We start from the raw sequence: 17,957 nt of genomic DNA on the forward strand, positions 1-17,957 counted from the left end.
ATTTGCTACCTACCTGGCTCCGGCTGGGGAGATAGCCATGGATACCGCTCTCGTTTCGCTTATCGCCGCATCGACCGCTTTCGTCGGCACGCATTTCGCATTGTCACACCCGTTGCGTGGCACGCTCGTGCGCTTGCTTGGTGTGGGCGGCTTCATGGCGCTCTACAGCCTGGTCGCTGCGGCGTGCATGGCCTGGATGTATTTCGCCTTCACCAGCGTTACTTCCGGTGGCTTGGGCGGTAGCGGCGAGATCGGCTGGGTGATCGCGACGGCACTAACCCTACCCGCGTTGGTCTTGTTTCTCGGTTCCCTCAGAGGCAATCCGGCCGCTCCGGCCCCGGGGGCGGAAAAGCTCGCCGAAAAAGACCCGAACGGGGTCTATCTCGTTACCCGTCATCCGATGATGTGGGGGTTTGCGCTCTGGGCTCTCAGCCACATCGTCCTGTGGTGGAGCTGGCGCACCAATATCGTCGCCTTGTCCATCTTCGTCCTGGCCCTCGTCGGCGCGAGGATGCAGGACCGCAAGAAGGAAATGCTGATGGGCGAGGCCTGGCAGCACTGGGAAGCAGGAACGAGCTACTGGCCGCGCTGGACCAAACTGTCGAAGGCTGGCGGGGGTCTGTGGCTTGCAGGGATCGCCGCATGGCTGCTCATCAGCTGGAGCCACATTCACGCTGGCGGTATTCCAGCCGGGGTATGGCGCTGGACCGGTTGACCTAGTCTCCGGTGAACTTCGGCGCACGCTTTTCGATTAATGCTTCGACCCCCTCCATGTGATCGCGCGTCGAATGCATGAGCGCCTGCGCATTCGCCGCCATCTCGAGCGCCGCGTCGTACGTCGTTGATCGCCCCTGCCGCATCAGGTTCTTTGCCTGGCGAAGTGCATGCGGCGGCATGGCTGCGACCTTGGCGGCAAGCGCGTGTGTCTCATCCAGGAACGCGTCGTGGTCGACCACTCGGCTGACCAGCCCCCAGTCCTGCGCGGTGGCGGCGTCGATCACGTCGCCCGTGTAGAACAGCTCCGCCGCGCGCGCCTCGCCGATGATACGCGGCAGGATCCACGTGCCGCCATCTCCGGGAATGATGCCGAGCTTGAGGAAGGTCACGCCGAACTTCGCCTTCTCGCTCGCGATCCGCATGTCGGCGAGGCAGGCGAGATCGCAGCCGAGACCGATGGCGGGCCCATTGACGGCTGCTATCAACGGTAGGCGTAGGGAGTACAGCGCGCGCAGGATCTTGTGGATGTTGTTGCGATAGCCATCGGCAATCTCGGGAGCGGTGCCGCCGAAATTGCCGGTCTTCTCCTTCATTGCTTTGATGTCGCCGCCCGCGCTGGACGCCCGCCCCGCTCCGGTCAGGATCACGCACCGCACATCCATGTCGGAGTTGATCGCTTCGCAAGCGGCGGCGAAAGCATCGCCGTCACCAGCAGCCCCAAGCGGGTTCATGCTGTCCGGCCGGTTGAGCGTGAGCGTGGTGACGTGATCGGCGGTATCGATGGTGAGCAGGGTCATAGTGGCATGCTAGAACGACTGGGCGTCGCGGTCGACTAGCCATTCATCTCCCCAATTGCGCATCGCTGCCATCACAGGCGCGAGAGCCCGACCTGCCTCGGTCAAACGATATTCGGCCCGGCGTCCGGTCGGCGGGTCTCGCTCGAGGACACCGTGTTCGATCATGGCCGACAGCCGCGAAGTGAGCGCGGCTCGATTGATGCCCGTATTCGGCAAGAACTCTTCGAATCGCGTTGCACCGAGAAACGACTCGCGCAGAATTAGCAGGACCCAACGATCACCAAGGAGGCGAGAGGCACGCCCGATCGGACAGGGCGAGCGGGAAGGACGAAAGCGGTTATGCAATTCATTCACAGTCTGCTTTTTAGACTTGACCTCACCGGAAGCAAGGTTGATCGGTAAGTCTGGAAATCAGACTATAGGAGGATTGCATGGCGCGTCCGGGATTTGAAAACGAGGAGCAGGTGCTCGAATACATGAGGCGGATCGCGGTCGGCCGGTCCGGTTTCTCCAATTTCCTCCAGCTCCAACCGGTCCGCTGCTGGGACGGCGAGGCAGAGATTCTCATGGATATCCGGCCCGAGATGACCCAGCATCATGGTTATGCGCATGGTGCTATCGTCGGGCTTATGGCCGACAACGCCTGTGCGTGGGCGGCAAGCTCCGCGATTGGCGACGTTGTTACCGGCAACTACACGATCAATTTTCTCGCAGCCGCAACAGGGCAGCGCCTGCGCTCCAAGGGAAGCGTGGTCAAGGCCGGAAGACGCCAAGTCGTCGTTCGCGCCGATGTCTGGTCGGAAAGCGACGATGCCGACCCGGTGTTGGTAGCAATCGCTCAGGCCACTGTCGTACCTACCGGCATCGTGACATCGAAAGAAACGACCTAAGCCCGTGCCTCTTCAACGCCCGCAGAGTTGTGCCGGAGCGCACTGAGCACGGTATCGACAATCTGTGGAGCGTTGAGGCCAGCCTCGTCATACTGCTTGGCCGGATCGTCATGGTCCTGGAAAATATCAGGCAGACGCATTGTGCGAACCTTAAGGCCGGTGTCCGTCAGCCCTTCGTCCGAAGCGAAGGTCAGCACATGCGCGCCGAGGCCGCCTATTGCGCCTTCTTCGACCGTTATTACGACTTCGTGGCTGCGCATCAGTTTTTCGATCAGCTCGGTGTCGAGCGGCTTGGCGAAACGCATGTCGGCAACCGTGGTCGAAAGGCCCTTGGCCTCCAGCTGGTCGGCAGCCTTCTTGGCCTCTTCAAGACGCGCGCCGAGCGAAAGGATTGCGACCTTCGTGCCTTCACGCACGATGCGCCCCTTGCCGATTTCCAGCTTCTGCAGCTGTTCGGGAATTTCGACGCCGGTGCCGCTACCACGCGGATAGCGGAAAGCTATCGGGCCCTCGTCATACTCTGCGGCCGTGTATGTCATATGCGCCAGCTCCGCCTCATCGGCGGCGGCCATGACGACCATGTTGGGCAGCGTGGCGAGATAGGTAATGTCGAAGGAGCCGGCGTGGGTACAACCATCTGCGCCCACCAGTCCGGCGCGGTCGATAGCGAAGCGCACAGGAAGGTTCTGGATCGCCACGTCATGCACGACCTGGTCATACGCACGCTGGAGGAAGGTAGAGTAGATCGCCGCGAAAGGACGCATGCCTTCCGCCGCGAGACCTGCCGCAAAAGTGACACCGTGCTGTTCAGCAATGCCGACATCGAAAGCCTTGTCGGGATGCGCCTTGGCGAATTTGTCGACACCCGTGCCGCTGGGCATGGCAGCGGTGATCGCGCAAATGCGCGGATCGCTATCGGCCAGCTTGGCCAGCGTTTCCCCGAAGACGTTCTGGTATGCGGGCGGACCGCCGGAAGACTTCTTCTGCTCGCCGGTCACGACATCGAACTTGGCGACGCCGTGGTATTTGTCGGCGCTGTTCTCGGCAGGCGCGTAGCCCTTGCCCTTTTGGGTTACGACATGGATCAGGACAGGGCCCTGCTCACTATCGCGCACATTCTCGAGCACCGGGATCAAGTGGTCGAGATTGTGACCGTCGATCGGTCCTACGTAATAGAAGCCGAGTTCTTCGAACATCGTCCCGCCGGTCACCATGCCGCGAGCATATTCTTCCGCCTTTTCGAGCCCACCCCACACACGGCGGCCCATCTTGCGGGCGATCTTGGAAGCCATCGAGCGGAGGCCGAGATATTCGCTGCTCGACACCATGCGTGCGAGATAGGCGGACAGGCCACCCACCGGCGGTGCGATCGACATGTCGTTGTCGTTGAGGATAACCACCAGGCGGTTGCCTGCCTGCTCGGCGTTGTTCATCGCTTCATAGGCCATGCCGGCGCTCATCGCGCCGTCACCGATTACCGCGATGCCGCGACCGTCACGGCCCTGCATCTTGTTGGCCATGGCGAAGCCAAGTGCCGCACTGATCGAGGTCGAGGAGTGCGCCGCGCCGAACGGGTCGTATTCGCTTTCCGCGCGCTTGGTGAAGCCCGAAAGGCCGCCGCCCTGACGCAGGGTGCGAATCCTGTCGCGCCGACCGGTCAGGATCTTGTGCGGGTAACACTGATGACCCACGTCCCAGACTAGCTTGTCGGTCGGGGTATCGAAAACGTAATGGATCGCAGCCGTGAGTTCGACCACGCCGAGGCCGGAGCCGAGATGTCCCCCTGTCGTGCCCACGGCATCGATCATTTCTGCGCGCAGCTCGTCTGAAAGCTGGCGAAGCTGGGACTTTTCAAGTTTGCGGAGATCGGCCGGAGTATCGACCATATCCAGCAGCGGCGTATCGGGGCGCGTCGTCATAGCGAGTGCCTTACACCGCGTTTTCACAACTGTCGATGAACGGCTTGTCGCAAGCCATGCACGGCTGGGCGGCGGTAGCGCTCAGGCCCCGCACTCGTCGCAGAGGCCGCGCAGCTCGACGACCGGTCGCACGTCGATGAAACCTGCATCCTTGCCTGCGTCGCGAAGCGCCCCGGTCACCCGGTCATCGTCGATGTGGAGGGCCTTGCCGCAATCGTCGCAGATCAGGAAAATGCAGTCGTGCCGGCAACCCGGATGGGTGTTCACGAGGTAAGCGTTGGCGCTCTCGATCCGGTTGGCGAGGTTGTTACGCACGAACAGGTCGAGGATGCGATACACGCTGTTGGGTGCTACCCGCTTGCCCCGCGCGGCCGAGAGGTTATCGGCGATGTCATAGGCACTCGCCGGTTTTTCGTGGCGGCTGAGTTCCTCGAACACCGACTGCCGCATACCCGTCCACTGCTCGCCCGCATCGGTGAGCGTGTGGCGGGCGGCGTCGATCAAGGCTTCGCCGGAATGTTCTTTGTGAGAATGTGCGTGCTGGGCCATGGGCAAGAGGTAAGCTCCCACCCGCCAAGGTGCAAGCTAGTTGCGCCTGAACTCTGCGCGGTAAAGCGAGGGGTAGAGCCTCTTCAGCGCGGATACCTTGGGCGCATCCCACCGCATGATATAAGGGTGGCGCGGGTTCTTGGCCGCGAAATCCTGATGATATGTTTCTGCGGCATAGAAGGTCTTGGCAGGCTCGATCGTGGTGACGATCGGCCGCGACCAGAGACCGCTTTTCTTCAGCTTGGCGAGATAGGCCGAGGCAACTGCGCGTTGCTCTGCCGAAAGGGGGACGAGTTCCGCATTGTAATGCGCGCCGCGATCCGGACCTTGGCCGTCCTTGAGCGTCGGGTCGGCGATGACCGAGAAGAAGATCCGCAGCAGCTCGTCGTAGCGCACCACACGCGGGTCGTAGGTGACCTTGACCGCTTCGACATGATCGGTGACGCCGGACGATACCAGCTTGTAATCCGCCTGGCGCCTGGTGCCGCCGTGATAGCCCGACACCGCGCTTGTCACGCCCTTGGTGTGGCTGAAGACCGCTTCCACGCCCCAGAAACATCCGCCTGCGAAGATCGCGGTTTTCAAACCCGCACCCTCTTTCGCGACACGGGAGGCAGCGGGAGCTTCGACCACGCGTTCGGCAGCGAAGGCCGGTTGCTGGCACGCGCTCGCCCCGAAGAGGGCGGCTGCAGCAAAGAGGGCGCCGAATTTGCGCATCAGAACAGCGCCGGAATAGCGGCGAGCAGCGCTTCTCCATTCGAAGCGGCGATGACAAGCGCACCGGCAATAAAGCCGATGCCGAAATTGCGATAGAGGTCTGAAGAAAACAGGTTCATGCGATGTCTTTCGGTGTGCCAGGCCATCTGGTTACAGGCACACCGATTTCAACACAGTTAATGCGATGGTTGTAATTCGTTCAGGCGATCAGGCGCCAGGCTCAGTGTCGGAAGTGGCGCATCCCGGTGAAGACCATTGCAAGTCCCTTTTCGTCGGCGGCTGCGATGACCTCGTCGTCGCGGATCGACCCACCGGGCTGGATGATCGCCGTGGCGCCCGCTTCCGCCGCGGCCAGCAGTCCGTCAGCGAAGGGGAAGAAGGCGTCCGATGCAACAGCGCTTCCGACCGTGCGCGGCTGGGCCCATTCGTATTTTTCTGCGGCCTCCGCAGCTTTCATCGCGGCAATGCGCGAGGAATCCCGACGGTTCATCTGACCCGCACCGATACCGGCCGTGGCGCCGTCCTTGGCATAGACGATGGCATTGGATTTGACGTGCCGCGCGACGGTCCAGGCGAAGAAACAGTCCTTCAATTCCTGCTCCGTAGGCGCGCGCTGGGTCACGACTTTCAGATCGGCTTCGCTGATCGCACCGTTGTCGCGGGTCTGGACCAGGAGGCCGCCGGTGATCGGCTTGACCATCAGTCCGCCGCGCCGCGGATCGGGCAAATCGCCGGTTACGAGCAGGCGAAGGTTCTTCTTCTTCGAAAAAGCCTCGCGCGCCTCGTCGCTGACGGAAGGCGCAATGACGACCTCGGTGAATATCTCGCAAATTGCCGTAGCCGTTTCTCCGTCGAGCTCGGTATTGACCGCAACGATGCCGCCGAAGGCCGACACACTGTCGCAGGCAAGCGCATCTTGCCACGCCTCGATCAGGGTCGATGCCTGCGCTACTCCGCAAGGGTTGGCGTGCTTGACGATGACGACCGCCGGGTCGCCGCCAGCGAATTCCGCGCAAAGTTCGAGCGCGGCGTCGGCGTCGTTATAGTTGTTGTAGCTGAGTTCCTTGCCCTGCAGCTGCTCGGCCTGGGCGATGCCTTTCGCATGCGGTCCGACGGGGGTGTACAGCGCCGCCTTCTGGTGCGGATTTTCGCCATATCGCAATTCGACCGGGGCCTTGCCGTTGACGGCCAGCATGCCGGGGAAGGTTTCTCCCTGGTCGGCGAAGGCGAACCACTGGCTGATCATGCTGTCGTAAGCTGCAGTCGCGGCGAAGGCCTTGGCGGCGCATTTCCGGCGGAATTCGAGCGAGGTACTGCCACCTTGTTCAAGCTCGCCGATCAGCGTTGCGTAGTCGGCGGGATCGGTGACGATCGTCACATACTGGTGGTTCTTGGCGGCGCTGCGCACCATCGACGGACCACCGATATCGATGTTCTCGATGATCTCGTCACGCTCCGCTCCTTTGGCCACGGTGGCTTCGAAGGGATAGAGATTGACCACGACAAGATCGATCGCGCCGAAAGCGTGCTCTTCCATAGCAGCGGCGTGTTCTGGGTTGTCCCGCACGGCGAGCAGGCCGCCATGGACCATGGGATGCAGAGTCTTGACCCGGCCATCCATCATTTCCGGAAAGCCGGTAAGGTCGGAGACGTCCCTCACGTCGAGGCCCGCTTCGCGCAGAGCGCGCGCCGTGCCGCCGGTCGAAACCAGTTCCACGCCCTTGCCAGCCAGCGCAGTGCCCAGTTCCACCAATCCGCTCTTGTCGGACACCGACAGCAGTGCCCGCTTGATTGCCACGTCAGCCAAGTAAATTACCCCATTCGTTTGAGCAGCCAAGGGAAGCGTCCCCCGCTGCGGGCGGTCAGCCCTTCGACTACGATCTGCTTCGTTGCATGCGGACGTCCGTGGCCATCGACCCAGAGCGAATCCTCGACGCTGCAACCGGCCTCGCCGCTATCGCCACCGAGGCGGAATTGCCAGTAGCTTGCATCGGGCATGACGAGGTGCACGCCGCGCCCGTCCTCTGTCGGCTTGGCCTCTATTCCGCGCCCGAGATGGAAGCGCATGGCATAGCCGATCTTGCCGCGCTTGCCCTTGCGTCCCGACGGTTCGAGAACATCTTCGCCGCGCAACTCCTCGCCTCCGTCCGACAGGATCAGGATGCGGCGATGAACTAGCCCGAAGCGCGCTGCGTAGCCATTGTGTGCAGCCTCCAGCTTGGTGCCAGACTTCTTCCCCTGCGAAAGGGTTTCACGGGTGAAGTCGACCTCTTCGACTCCTTTGCCGATCTGGCCATGCAATAGAATGGCAGTCGAATTCGCATCGTCCAGAACCATGGTCGAATGCGCCGAGGTGCCGCGCAATCCCTGTTCTATCCGCGCCGGGACCAAGGCGCCCGCAAGCGCCGCCCCGCCGCAATTGACGATGATCCGCTGCGGCCCGTGCGAAAATTCGAACGCCAGCGTCGACGCGCAGGCATGGCGCGCATGGCGAGGCTTTGGCGGCGGGGCGGCGTCCAATACAAGCACCGCCTCCTTGGCCTTCACCCTTTGGAAGCCCCACTGACCGGCTTCTGCCAGAGGGCGGGTCCGAACCCCGCTCGCCGCAACAAGGGCTTCCAGATCACTCTCGCTCAAGGCCGCCCCGCCCTGCCAACTGCCGAGGCCGCGATCGCCCATGCGGACGCCGAGCAAGGCGGGAACGAGCAGCGCAAGCATCGTGTCGAGGGCTGCCGGCGCTTCTTCGCCGACGGCAGCATAGCAGGCGCGGACTTCGACAAGCAGGGCGATTGCATCGGCCTGAGCCGAAGGACAGCGCGACAAGACACCACCATCGTCGCTGACCATCTCACCCAGGGTGCGCAAGAGGCCCGCTTCCGCGTAGAGTTTCCGCGCCTTGCCATCGGGCAGGAGCAGGCCTGCAGCGAGCATTCCCGACCACCCGGACGCCTGCGCCAGGCGGTCGTCTTCGCGTGTCACATTGCGATCTAGCCAGCGAGCCGTTGCCTCAATCGCTTCGAGGAACCTGGGTTTGAGCTTCTCACCCTCGCCGGTCAGCACGATGGGCGCATGGACCAGCCAGTTGAGCAGTCGCATGCCGGCAAGCTCGACAGTCCAGGCAGGGCCCTTTCCCGGCTGCGGGTTCGCCTTGAGCCAAGCAGCAAACATGTCGCCCGCCGTGCCAGCACATTGCGCACGCGGCGCGCTGGAAGCGAGATCGCGCATCCAAGTGAAGCCGTGAACTGCGCGGACGAATGGCGGCGTCATCTTCGAAGGCGAGCGATAATCAACCTTCGCGAGCGGATGCTTCAGGCCGCCGGCAAAAAACTGACCGGCGCGCAGGGCGACGCCGGCAGTCCGGTTTCCTGCGAGCGGGCTATCGACGGTCCCGAGAAGTCGGGGCTTTGCAGGCTTGCGCAGGGGAGAGGACAGGATCTGCCCGGGGACCCCAAGCTTGAAAGCCAGTCGAAGCGCGGAATGGAGCGGCCCGCTTCGAGGCGGCTGGAAATCCGCGAGCACCAGGGCCCGCGAAGGTTCGATTTCCGTTTCCGGCTCGTGGGCAGGAGCTGCAGTGACGAACGGCTCGGGCGTATCGCCCAGAGGCAGTGCCACCTGCTCTTCGTCCGAAGCATCCTCGCGCGCGACGGTCAGCAGGTCGGCATGCCCTTCCATCATCCAAGCCCTTTCAGGGCCGCGATATTCGATGCGTATTTGTCCGGACCGCCCCTGAAGGTGGCAGAGCCTGCGACAAGCACGTCAGCACCTGCATCGACGCAGAGCGGTGCGGTGTTGGGATCGACGCCGCCATCGACTTCGAGTCTGATGTCTTTGCCCAAGGCGTCGATCCGCTTGCGGATGGCTTCGATCTTGCGCAGCTGGGAATGGATGAAGCTCTGCCCGCCGAAACCGGGATTGACGCTCATCACCAGGACGAGGTCCACATCTTCGAGCAGGTAGTCGAGCGCTTCGACGCTCGTGCCCGGGTTGAGCACCACGCCGGCCTTCTTGCCCAGACCCTTGATGGCTTGCAGCGTGCGGTGGATATGCGGACCCGCTTCGGGATGGACCGTGATGATGTCCGCGCCTGCTTCGGCAAATGCCTCCAAGTACGGATCGATCGGTGCGATCATCAGATGGACGTCGAAGGGCTTGTCGGAATGAGGGCGCAATGCCTTCACGACGGCCGGACCGATAGTGATATTCGGGACATAATGTCCGTCCATCACGTCGATATGGATCCAGTCGGCACCGGCTTCGTCGACCGCACGGACTTCCTCGCCCAGCCGGGCAAAATCGGCGGACAGGATAGATGGGGAAATCAACGGGGCAGTCATGGGCGCTTTCCGGCGGTTCGCGATGAGCCTGCCTCTCGCCTACGCGCGCGAGCCACCTTCTCACAAGCCGCAGCCAGACGCTTTTCCACGGTGCGGGGTGGAACGGGCGCACTTTCCCGATTAGGTCCAGGGCATGGCAGCGATCCGCAAGCTCACCGAGAATTTCATCGCTACAGAAGTCGGGGACGAGACCCTACTCATCGATCTCGACGGCGGCGAAATGTTTTCACTGAGCGGCACTGCCCGCGCAATCTGGGACGCGATCGACGGAAAACGCGGCGTGCCAGCAATTGCAGCGGCCCTCGCGCCCTTATTCGATGAAACGGTAGAGGTGATCGAACGCGATGCGATCGCATTGGTAGCGGCCCTGGCCAAGGCAGGGTTTGTGGAAGAACTCAATTGAAAACGGGCTTTTGACGCTTGGCGATGGGATGGTATGTTCGATCTCGAAAGGCCTACCAGCATGACTCAGAAGAATGACGACAAGACCGGCAAGGCCCAGTGGCGCCGACCTGAATTGATTCGCCTTGGCACGATCCGCGATATCGCCGGTCCTCCCGTTCCCATTGCCCAGGCTGCCGGAAACAAGCGTTCCTGAAGGCTACGCCGGACGATCGAGATGATCGCGGGAATCGTTGATTGGTCCGGGGCGCAACCGCGTCACGCCCGTCCCGTATTGGATGCGGTTTCCCTCTACGAGAGCGGCAGGACAAATTCCCTTCGCGCAGAAGGCCTGCTTTTCGCGTCGTCCAGCCGGGACTCGATCGGCGGCGCGCATGACATCGACACCGCGTTTACCGGATGGATCGACAATGCGGCAGAATTGGCGCTTCGGTTCGCAGCTAATGCTGCCAATCCCGCCGCGCTATATTCTGCTGCACTGGCCGAATTGGGCGAAGGGGCCGATGAGGCAATAATCGGGTGCTACGCGGCAATTTCACGCCTGCCCGATGGCACTGTGTACTTGGGACGCTCGCCTTGGAGCGCGCCGCCGCTTTATTATCACGCCACATCGGAACGTTGCGTGGCATCGCCCTTGCTGCGCGCGGTGTTCGCCGCAGACGCTCCGCGAGAACCCGACTACGAAAGGATTGTCGACGAGCTCGCCTATGATTGGCGCTCGGGGGAGGAAGATGCTTGGTACCGGGGCATCCGGATGGTGCCGCTGGGCGCCGCCGTGCGTGTCGAGGGAAGTGAGCATCGCACCCGCCGCTGGTATTCGCCACCAACGCCCGCACTCGACATGCCCTACGACGAAGATGCGTCTGTCGAGCGAGCGCGGGAACTGCTCGACGAAGCAGCGAGAAAGGCGCTCGAGTGGGCAGAAAGGCCCGCAATCACGCTTTCCGGAGGCCTGGATTCGCCCCTCGTCGCCACATCGCTTTTGGCAGAAATACCGCACGACAAAAGCCTGCCAGCCATTACATTCGTGCCGGATGCACGCTGGAATGGACACGCCCCCGAAGGGACGATGGGCGACGAAAGCGCGCTGGTCCGCGAATTGGTCGAGACAAACCCGCAAATCGATTGGCACCTTGCCGACAACGACATCGGCCCGCCCGATCGCCATGCCCGGGAAGTGTTCGCCGCATCCGAAGTTTTTGCTCCTGGATTGGCGAATGTCGGGATGTACCACGGGGTTTACCGCAAGGCGCGCGAGCTGGGATGTGACAGCCTCCTGACGTCAGACATGGGCAATCCGACAATCAGCGACGATGGCCGCTATGCCTATTGCGAATATGCATCGCCCGGAAAATGGAAGCAGCTGATGCGCTTGCTGAAAAACCGCCCCGGCGACAGCCGTAGCCTGTGGCGCAAGTTCATCGCGCTCACCATCTTGCCGCGCCTCCCCCGATCTGTTCGGCGCGCGCTTCGATCCTTGGTCCATCCGCGCCGCGCGGACATGGTCGCCCTGCTCACACCGCTGTCGAAGGCCGCGCGCGAGCAGCAAGCGGCCAGGGCCGGAGGGCGCGGCACAGGCTCGGCATGGAGCGACCTCACCTTCGACCGCAGCCGCAAGGACGCGGTGCAGCGTGAATTCCGCGATGCCGACGGCCTTGGCTTCGATGTCGACCTGGCTTTCGAGCAATTGTACGGCGTGCGCAAACGCGACGTTACAGCCTATCGCCCGCTGATCGAGTTCTGCCTCTCTCTCCCGGCTGAAGCTTTCGCATGGGACGGCGAGGAACGCAGACTGGCGCGCCTCATGGGCATCGGCAGGCTGACCGAAGCAATCCGCACCAATCGAAAACACGGGCTGCACAATGTCGACTGGCATGCGCGCATGACCGGCGAGCGGGAGGAGATGCGCCGCGTCCTCGATACAGCGCGCGGGCACCCGGTACTCGGTGAAATGCTGGACATCGACAGGCTGCTGGGCCTCATCGACGATTGGCCGGACCGCCCCGGCCATGATGTCGACGAAGATTGGCCCCGAATGCTCGCCTTGCCGCGCGCGATGTTGCTGGCGCGTTTTGTGGGGCATGTCGAGAATCGCAACGACCTGTGAACGAAGGTTTTGACCTTCGCTCCTGCAGGCGGATAGAGCTTCCAGGATGACATTGCGTCAGGCCCTGGGCGAATTAGCGCAACCCGAGATGCACGGGGGCACCGTCAGGCTGCTGCTCGCATCGCTGGTCGCCGCCGCATCGGAAGGTGTCGGTTTCGTCTTGCTCGTCCCGCTCCTTTCTTCGCTCGAGCCGGAAGCTATGCAGGGTGCGATGCCGCCTTTCGCAGCTGGCCTCGAGCTTCCGGTCCTGCTGGCGTTTTTCGTTGTGCTGATCGCAGTACGCGCCGCAGCGGAAGTCTGGCGCGCGATCAGTGTGCAGGACCTTGCCCGCGCGCTGGTGGACGGTTTGCGCATGAAGGCGGTCCGCAGTCTCCTAGGCGCCCGCTGGCAGTGGCTCTCGGGCATGCGCGAAGGACAGGCCGAGGCTCTGCTGGCCACCGATATCGATCGCTGCGCCTATGCCGTCGAAATGCTCGCCCGTCTGACCAGGCTGGCGCTGGCGCTGATCGCCTTGATGGCAGCCGCGCTGGTGGTGTCGCTGCCGGCCGCGCTCGTTGCAATCGCAGGGGGCCTGCTGGCCTATCTCCTGTTCGCCCCCGTCCGCCGCAAGGCGCGCTTGCTCGGCGAGGACCTTTCGATCCGTCACGACGCTATCCATGCGCGCCTTTCGAGAACGACACGCGGATTTCGCGTCATCAAGAGTTTCGAAAAGGAGGCTCAAGAGGCCGCGCTGCTCGAAGAGGGTTTCAGTTCGCTGCGCACGACCGAGCGCGCCTACGTCCGCTCGAGCGCGCAGGCGCAGGCGGTCCTGCTAATTGCCGGTGCAGTTCTTGCTGCGATCGCAATCTGGGCAGCGGTCAGCCGACTTTCCATGCCGCTACCGACCGTACTTGCCCTGGCAGCGATTTTCGTGCGCGCCCTGCCCCTCGTCGGACAATTGCAGGCCAGCGCGCAAGGCTGGGCACACGCTGCGCCCGCGTTCGAGAATGCGAGACGATTGATCGAGGTGGCCGATGCCCATGCAGAACCGGCCGCTGAGACGACCGCCCCGCAGCTCAGAACGTCGCTGACTTTGCGCAATGTGGGCGTCAGTTTCGCTGGGAGAGAGGGGGCGCTGACCGGAATCGATGTGGAGATACCGGCCTACTCCCTCACTGCCGTTTGCGGGCCTTCGGGATCCGGCAAGAGTACCCTTGCCGATCTCTGTTCGGGCCTGACGGGACCGGACACGGGGACGATCGCGGTGGACGGGCAGCCACTTGACGAGCCCGCCCGTCGCAGCTGGCGCAGTCGCACGGCCTACGTCCAGCAAGAAACCGTCCTTTTGGGCCGGACAGTCAGGGAAAACCTCCTGTTCGCCGCACCCGAAGCCGAAGACGATCGGTTGTGGAGCGCGCTGGAAAGGACCAATGCAAACTTCGTCGCACGGCTTCCGGGCGGGCTCGACTGCCCGGTCGGCGCACTGGGAAGAGAGCTTTCGGGCGGTGAAAGGCAAAGGATTGCGCTGGCGCGTGCCCTCCTTAGATCGCCCGATCTCATCATACTCGATGAAGCGACCAGTGCGCTCGACCCGGAGAGCGAGAACGCTATTGCCGAGGCACTGCGTGGGATGACTGCCGACAGGACGGTTCTGGCCATCGCCCATCGCGGCATCTTGCCCGACCTGGCCGATAAGGTGGTCTGGCTGGATCGCGGCCGTATTGCCGTGCCTTAACGGCGTCACCTGCAGCAATTCAGGCGCAATTCAGAGCCAGATGGTAAACAAGCGCCATACTTTCGGTTGCTGCATAAGCGCAGCATCCTCGACTCAAATTCGCAACGACTGGGGCTCCTTCATGACCTTCAAACCATTTGCCCTCGCAGGCTCAGCCGCGATCGCATTGGCTGCGATTGCTCCTGCTGCAGTGGCCCAAGGTGGCTATGGGCAGGAAATCCCGCACGATCCGGCCCGCTGCCAGAGCGGCAAGCCGGGCGTTTGGGTAAGCGTCACCGGCATCAAGGAAAGCAAGGGAACACTGCGCATCCAGTCATATCGCGCCACCGAGGCCGATTGGCTCGAAAAGGGTCGCTGGCTGACCCGCATGGAAGTCCCGGCAAAGGCCGGTACGATGCGGTTCTGCATCCCCATCGCGGTGCCCGGGACCTATGGAATTGCCGTTCGCCACGACATCAACGGTAATGGCAAGACGGACATTTTCGCCGACGGCGGTGCGATGTCGAACAATCCCAGCCTCAATATCTTCAACCTCGGCAAGCCGAGCTACAAGAAAGTCGGCTTTACCGTCGGCCAGGGCGTTGAATCGATTGCGATCAGGATGCGCTATCGTTGATCGCGTCGTGCCCGCCACAGCTCCCAAGCTGCGCCGGGCATGGCCAACAGAGGGTGTTTTTCGCGGAATGGCGTGACTTCAAGCGCGATGCCGGTGTGGCGTTCGAGCTTCCAGGCACCATAGCGAGCAGCGCCATCGAAGGTGGTTGTTGCCTTGGCGAGGCGGAGGATGTTGAGCGCTTTTCCGATCCGCTCGCGTGATCGCCACATTCGCAGGATCTCTCGACGCAATTGATCCTTCAACTCCGGCGCAAGCGTCTCACCCCTTCGCTCGAACCCAATTCCTTGGGCGGACCAAGCCAAGGGCAGCAAGCCGTCGAAATGTGCCGCGTTCACCGACAGGATCGAATCCTCGCGGCCCGGCTTTTCGACGCGGAACTCCGCCCGATAGGTCGCCTGGAACAGCGCTCGCCAGAAGTCTTCAGCCTTTCCTTCTTTAGGCCCCAGCGCCGCCGCAAAGCGTGCAGCGGTTTCTGCCGCAGCCCCGGTCGCCTCCAGCACCTTGCCGCGCGCATCGTTATCCTGCGCGAAGACCAGCGCACTCGGCTGGACGAACCGCGTCCAGATAGTGGTGTCGCGGCTCTCGCCCGTCGCGGCTGAAGCGAACTGCCGAAGCGACATGGTCGCGATCTTGGCACGCAACGTTTCGCCTCCGTGCTGCCATTCACGGTAGCTTACGCGCGGCCATATGCGCTCAGCTTGCGGGCCGGGGAGCAGGACGTAAAAATCCAGCACTCCCTCAAGCGATCCCGTGCGCAGGTTCGACCCGTAGAAGAGCACCGCGCGCGCACCCGCCTCTTCGGCAAGCATGGCGGCGAATGCCGACACTTCAGCGCGCACCTCGGCTTCAAGCGAGGATTTGATGCGCTGTTTCAGCGTTTCGCTCACGCCGTCACGAAGGTCAGTTCTGGGCCCTGGCCGATATGGTATCGGCCTGCAGGAAAATGTTCGCCATCGAGAATGAACGGAGCATCCAGTTCGATGGAAAATGCTTCTGCGCTGATCTGGTGCAAACCAGCCGACGCCAGCCAGTCAGGGTGCCAGCCCGAAAGGATTGCTGGAAGCGAAAGGAAAATCCGCCTCCTGGGCCGATCGAGCACTGCGAGGCGAATCGGCGCCTGTCCCTTGCCGAACAATTGGATACCCATCGGCATGCGCTCGAGCGTGGAGGCGAGAACGATATGCCTGCGGCCGGGCTCGCCGTGTCGCGAATGCGGCATTCCTTCTCCCGACGGCTGGTAGGCAAGCTGCATGGCAGTGCCCCGCCGCCAGCGATTGGCATTGCTGCCGAAAAGGACCTGCAGCACGCCCCAGGCAGTGGTTGCCCCCACTGCGAGCGAATCGAAGAAGCCGATCTTATGGGCATCCTGCCCCGCCTCGATGCCGAGCGTGAATGCGCCCGCGCCGAAGATGAAGCCGAGCATCGGAAGCTCGGCAGCGCCCTCGTCTGCAATAGTCAGCGCGCGTCGTTGCAATCGCCTTCCCGAACGGAACGCTTCGACTGCCGCCGCCAGGCTCCAGTCCGAGGGGGCGCCAAGGTCGACATTGAGCGCATTCGTCTTGCCGCGCGGCAGAACGGCCAGGGCCGGCCAGTCCTCCCCGAAAACGGCCTGCCCCATGGTGAGGACATCTCGAATGGTGCCGTCGCCGCCGTTGATGATGAGGAACTCGACACCCTCGTCGCGAAGCTGAGTCAGAGCGTCGGACAACTCGCCCTGGGTGCGCGGCTGGACGACGGTAATATCGACGCCGTCCACCCGTTCCGCTTGCCTGCCTTTGTTGCGGTGCGAACGGGGGTTGTGGATCATCGCGATGCGCGGGCTCGCGGCCACGAACGGCGGCTCGCTGCCGGGCAACTGCGTCCCTGCCTCGCGCGCTGTCCGTTGGTTGTGAATGGTGCGCTCCATCGCGGTTCGCCGTGAAATAGGAGTGCCCTCGATAGTGCAGCGCCGTCCAGCCTGCAATCCGAGGGTGGGAGAAACGCCCATGGCAAGTGGCGCACCCGACAGGATTCGAACCTGTGGCCTCTGCCTTCGGAGGGCAGCGCTCTATCCAGCTGAGCTACGGGTGCCTGGCCTTGCCGCCTGGGCGAAGCGGGCGCTTAGCAAGGCCGCTGGCGCCCTGCCAGAGAAATTTCGGCGAGCGAGTCGCGGCGCGTTAGCGATTTGGCAATTGCCCGCGCCTTACACATCCCCTCCATGAACGCGCTACGCCACGAATTCGACCTGTCGAACGCGACCATCCTTCCGCCGCTGGATCGGCGTGCGCCCAATGCGCGCGACCAGGCCAATCTCGCGGCTCAATGGGATGCGGTTCACGAAGCTGCCGCCGCCATTGGCGTGCTGGCCCAGCTGGGACGCCCCGAAGAAAGCGAATCCGTCACCGGGCTGCCTGCACGCGCTGCCGCGAATGGCGGCTATGAGTACGAGATGGTGCTGCGCGGCGTCGACGATCTTGCTGCCGTCATGCAACCGGGCCTGAGGGCACTTCTGTCGCTGAGCGCCTCTGGTCAGGACACGACCAGCGCGGCGCTCACCCTGTGGCGGGAATTCCATGCCTCGCGCGATGCGATCATAGCGCTGGCACCTGAAAACTGACCCCTACCAGCGCTTGACCGCGTTCCCATTCTGTTCCATTTCGTGGGCATGAGTGATTCCCCCGTCATCGAACCTGCCGGACGAGTAACCGACGTAGAAACCGCAGTCGACGTGGCGCGCGGCATTGCCCGCCTGTTTGCGCGAAACGATGTCTGGCTGATCCCCGAAGTGCCGCTGCGCAACGGGCGCAGGGCCGATCTCATGGGACTCGACAACAAGGGCCGCATCGTCATCGTTGAGATTAAGGTGCAACGCGGCGACTTGCTCGGCGATGGCAAGTGGCCCGATTACCTCGATTATTGCGACCGGTTTTATTGGGGCCTGCCGCCCGCCCTCGACCGGTCCGTGCTGGAAGGCGAAGACTATCGCCCGGATTGCTGCGGCATCATCGTGGCCGACGGTTATGACGGTGAAATTGTTCGGCCGGCCCCGCTCCATCCGCTCGCAGCCGCTCGTCGCAAAGTGGAAGTCGAGCGCCTGGCCCGGGCCGCAATGCGGCGCATGACCGTTGCCGGCGATCCACACTGCGCGCCCTGGGGCAACGCAGAGTAAGTTCGCGGCTTCTTTTTAACCTATCCTGGGGCATAATGCGCGCGGGA

Annotated in this window: 20 protein-coding genes and 1 tRNA gene; 9 read left to right on the plus strand and 12 right to left on the minus strand. The window is 62.9% G+C overall.

The window, feature by feature from the left end; genetic code table 11:
* Positions 1 to 37 precede the first annotated feature (37 nt).
* Positions 38 to 715: an NnrU family protein gene (locus tag CVE41_RS07050; protein WP_100260013.1), complete on the plus strand. Its 678-nt coding sequence runs from the start codon at positions 38 to 40 to the stop codon at positions 713 to 715.
* 1 nt (position 716) lies between these two features.
* Here CVE41_RS07050 and CVE41_RS07055 read toward each other — a convergent pair whose 3' ends face one another.
* Both CVE41_RS07055 and CVE41_RS07060 read right to left on the minus strand, forming a co-directional pair.
* Complete coding sequence (locus tag CVE41_RS07055; protein ID WP_100260014.1) at positions 717 to 1,514, minus strand: crotonase/enoyl-CoA hydratase family protein; 798 nt, start codon at positions 1,512 to 1,514, stop codon at positions 717 to 719.
* Between the two features lie 9 nt (positions 1,515 to 1,523).
* Positions 1,524 to 1,868 (minus strand): winged helix-turn-helix transcriptional regulator, encoded by a 345-nt coding sequence (locus CVE41_RS07060; RefSeq protein ID WP_232725831.1) that lies wholly within the window; start codon positions 1,866 to 1,868, stop codon positions 1,524 to 1,526.
* 77 nt (positions 1,869 to 1,945) lie between these two features.
* On the opposite strand from CVE41_RS07060, the gene CVE41_RS07065 reads away from it, so the two are divergent.
* Positions 1,946 to 2,404 carry a PaaI family thioesterase gene (locus CVE41_RS07065; RefSeq protein WP_100260015.1) on the plus strand — a complete coding sequence of 153 codons (459 nt, stop codon included), beginning with the start codon at positions 1,946 to 1,948 and terminating at the stop codon, positions 2,402 to 2,404.
* Here CVE41_RS07065 and dxs read toward each other — a convergent pair.
* The 7 genes from dxs to rpe form a co-directional block, all read right to left on the minus strand.
* Positions 2,401 to 4,323: a 1-deoxy-D-xylulose-5-phosphate synthase gene (gene dxs, locus CVE41_RS07070; RefSeq protein ID WP_100260016.1), complete on the minus strand. Its 1,923-nt coding sequence runs from the start codon at positions 4,321 to 4,323 to the stop codon at positions 2,401 to 2,403. The genes CVE41_RS07065 and dxs overlap by 4 nt on opposite strands.
* A gap of 81 nt (positions 4,324 to 4,404) precedes the next feature.
* Positions 4,405 to 4,872, minus strand: coding sequence for a Fur family transcriptional regulator (locus tag CVE41_RS07075; protein WP_100260017.1), 468 nt, complete (start codon positions 4,870 to 4,872; stop codon positions 4,405 to 4,407).
* A 36-nt stretch (positions 4,873 to 4,908) separates the two neighbouring features.
* The gene (gene msrA, locus CVE41_RS07080) at positions 4,909 to 5,589 is read right to left on the minus strand and encodes a peptide-methionine (S)-S-oxide reductase MsrA (protein ID WP_100260018.1); all 681 of its coding nucleotides are present in this window, start codon (positions 5,587 to 5,589) and stop codon (positions 4,909 to 4,911) included.
* Positions 5,589 to 5,735, minus strand: a complete 147-nt coding sequence (locus CVE41_RS14735) for a hypothetical protein (protein ID WP_198507750.1) — start codon at positions 5,733 to 5,735, stop codon at positions 5,589 to 5,591. Before CVE41_RS14735 ends, msrA begins: the two co-directional genes overlap by 1 nt.
* Before the next feature lie 74 nt (positions 5,736 to 5,809).
* The gene (gene purH / locus CVE41_RS07085) at positions 5,810 to 7,396 is read right to left on the minus strand and encodes a bifunctional phosphoribosylaminoimidazolecarboxamide formyltransferase/IMP cyclohydrolase (RefSeq protein ID WP_100260019.1); all 1,587 of its coding nucleotides are present in this window, start codon (positions 7,394 to 7,396) and stop codon (positions 5,810 to 5,812) included.
* Between the two features lie 5 nt (positions 7,397 to 7,401).
* Positions 7,402 to 9,264, minus strand: coding sequence for a heparinase II/III family protein (locus tag CVE41_RS07090; RefSeq protein ID WP_100260020.1), 1,863 nt, complete (start codon positions 9,262 to 9,264; stop codon positions 7,402 to 7,404).
* Positions 9,261 to 9,923 (minus strand): ribulose-phosphate 3-epimerase, encoded by a 663-nt coding sequence (gene rpe, locus CVE41_RS07095; RefSeq protein ID WP_100260021.1) that lies wholly within the window; start codon positions 9,921 to 9,923, stop codon positions 9,261 to 9,263. Before rpe ends, CVE41_RS07090 begins: the two co-directional genes overlap by 4 nt.
* 133 nt (positions 9,924 to 10,056) lie before the next feature.
* Here rpe and CVE41_RS07100 point away from each other — a divergent pair, with 133 nt between their 5' ends.
* From CVE41_RS07100 to CVE41_RS07115, 5 genes are all read left to right on the plus strand, one after another.
* Positions 10,057 to 10,326 (plus strand): PqqD family protein, encoded by a 270-nt coding sequence (locus CVE41_RS07100; protein WP_100260022.1) that lies wholly within the window; start codon positions 10,057 to 10,059, stop codon positions 10,324 to 10,326.
* 33 nt (positions 10,327 to 10,359) lie between these two features.
* Complete coding sequence (locus CVE41_RS14740; RefSeq protein ID WP_198507751.1) at positions 10,360 to 10,521, plus strand: hypothetical protein; 162 nt, start codon at positions 10,360 to 10,362, stop codon at positions 10,519 to 10,521.
* 78 nt (positions 10,522 to 10,599) lie between these two features.
* A complete protein-coding gene (locus CVE41_RS07105) occupies positions 10,600 to 12,432 on the plus strand; it encodes an asparagine synthetase B family protein (protein ID WP_198507752.1) in 1,833 nt (610 codons plus the stop codon).
* Positions 12,433 to 12,478: 46 nt separating this feature from the next.
* A complete protein-coding gene (locus tag CVE41_RS07110) occupies positions 12,479 to 14,146 on the plus strand; it encodes an ABC transporter ATP-binding protein (RefSeq protein ID WP_100260024.1) in 1,668 nt (555 codons plus the stop codon).
* A 121-nt stretch (positions 14,147 to 14,267) separates the two neighbouring features.
* Complete coding sequence (locus CVE41_RS07115; RefSeq protein WP_100261419.1) at positions 14,268 to 14,762, plus strand: DUF2141 domain-containing protein; 495 nt, start codon at positions 14,268 to 14,270, stop codon at positions 14,760 to 14,762.
* Here the strand turns inward: CVE41_RS07115 and CVE41_RS07120 are convergent.
* The 3 genes from CVE41_RS07120 to CVE41_RS07130 form a co-directional block, all read right to left on the minus strand.
* Positions 14,753 to 15,649, minus strand: coding sequence for a hypothetical protein (locus CVE41_RS07120; protein ID WP_100260025.1), 897 nt, complete (start codon positions 15,647 to 15,649; stop codon positions 14,753 to 14,755). The two genes, CVE41_RS07115 and CVE41_RS07120, sit on opposite strands and share 10 nt — an antisense overlap.
* Entirely contained in the window at positions 15,646 to 16,668 is a 1,023-nt protein-coding gene (locus CVE41_RS07125; RefSeq protein WP_157799438.1) for a diacylglycerol/lipid kinase family protein, read from the minus strand. Before CVE41_RS07125 ends, CVE41_RS07120 begins: the two co-directional genes overlap by 4 nt.
* A gap of 87 nt (positions 16,669 to 16,755) precedes the next feature.
* Positions 16,756 to 16,832, minus strand: a tRNA-Arg gene (locus CVE41_RS07130).
* 127 nt (positions 16,833 to 16,959) lie between these two features.
* Between CVE41_RS07130 and CVE41_RS07135 the strand changes: the two genes are divergently transcribed.
* Positions 16,960 to 17,358 (plus strand): hypothetical protein, encoded by a 399-nt coding sequence (locus CVE41_RS07135; protein WP_100260027.1) that lies wholly within the window; start codon positions 16,960 to 16,962, stop codon positions 17,356 to 17,358.
* Positions 17,359 to 17,406: 48 nt separating this feature from the next.
* Entirely contained in the window at positions 17,407 to 17,910 is a 504-nt protein-coding gene (locus tag CVE41_RS07140; RefSeq protein ID WP_100260028.1) for an MmcB family DNA repair protein, read from the plus strand.
* The last annotated feature ends 47 nt before the right edge of the window (positions 17,911 to 17,957 follow it).

The organism is Qipengyuania seohaensis, assembly GCF_002795865.1.
In the GTDB taxonomy this organism is placed as follows: domain Bacteria; phylum Pseudomonadota; class Alphaproteobacteria; order Sphingomonadales; family Sphingomonadaceae; genus Qipengyuania; species Qipengyuania seohaensis.

Coding starts and splice junctions, on each gene's coding strand:
- CVE41_RS07065 (WP_100260015.1), top strand. CDS start 1,946: ATGGCGCGTCCGGGATTTGAAAACGAGGAGCAGGTGCTCGAATACATG.
- CVE41_RS14740 (WP_198507751.1), top strand. CDS start 10,360: ATGTTCGATCTCGAAAGGCCTACCAGCATGACTCAGAAGAATGACGAC.
- CVE41_RS07055 (WP_100260014.1), bottom strand. CDS start 1,514: ATGACCCTGCTCACCATCGATACCGCCGATCACGTCACCACGCTCACG.
- CVE41_RS07135 (WP_100260027.1), top strand. CDS start 16,960: ATGAACGCGCTACGCCACGAATTCGACCTGTCGAACGCGACCATCCTT.
- CVE41_RS07110 (WP_100260024.1), top strand. CDS start 12,479: ATGACATTGCGTCAGGCCCTGGGCGAATTAGCGCAACCCGAGATGCAC.
- CVE41_RS07115 (WP_100261419.1), top strand. CDS start 14,268: ATGACCTTCAAACCATTTGCCCTCGCAGGCTCAGCCGCGATCGCATTG.
- CVE41_RS07050 (WP_100260013.1), top strand. CDS start 38: ATGGATACCGCTCTCGTTTCGCTTATCGCCGCATCGACCGCTTTCGTC.
- CVE41_RS14735 (WP_198507750.1), bottom strand. CDS start 5,735: ATGGCCTGGCACACCGAAAGACATCGCATGAACCTGTTTTCTTCAGAC.
- CVE41_RS07140 (WP_100260028.1), top strand. CDS start 17,407: ATGAGTGATTCCCCCGTCATCGAACCTGCCGGACGAGTAACCGACGTA.
- dxs (WP_100260016.1), bottom strand. CDS start 4,323: ATGACGACGCGCCCCGATACGCCGCTGCTGGATATGGTCGATACTCCG.
- rpe (WP_100260021.1), bottom strand. CDS start 9,923: ATGACTGCCCCGTTGATTTCCCCATCTATCCTGTCCGCCGATTTTGCC.
- CVE41_RS07100 (WP_100260022.1), top strand. CDS start 10,057: ATGGCAGCGATCCGCAAGCTCACCGAGAATTTCATCGCTACAGAAGTC.
- CVE41_RS07125 (WP_157799438.1), bottom strand. CDS start 16,668: ATGGAGCGCACCATTCACAACCAACGGACAGCGCGCGAGGCAGGGACG.
- msrA (WP_100260018.1), bottom strand. CDS start 5,589: ATGCGCAAATTCGGCGCCCTCTTTGCTGCAGCCGCCCTCTTCGGGGCG.
- CVE41_RS07075 (WP_100260017.1), bottom strand. CDS start 4,872: ATGGCCCAGCACGCACATTCTCACAAAGAACATTCCGGCGAAGCCTTG.
- CVE41_RS07090 (WP_100260020.1), bottom strand. CDS start 9,264: ATGATGGAAGGGCATGCCGACCTGCTGACCGTCGCGCGCGAGGATGCT.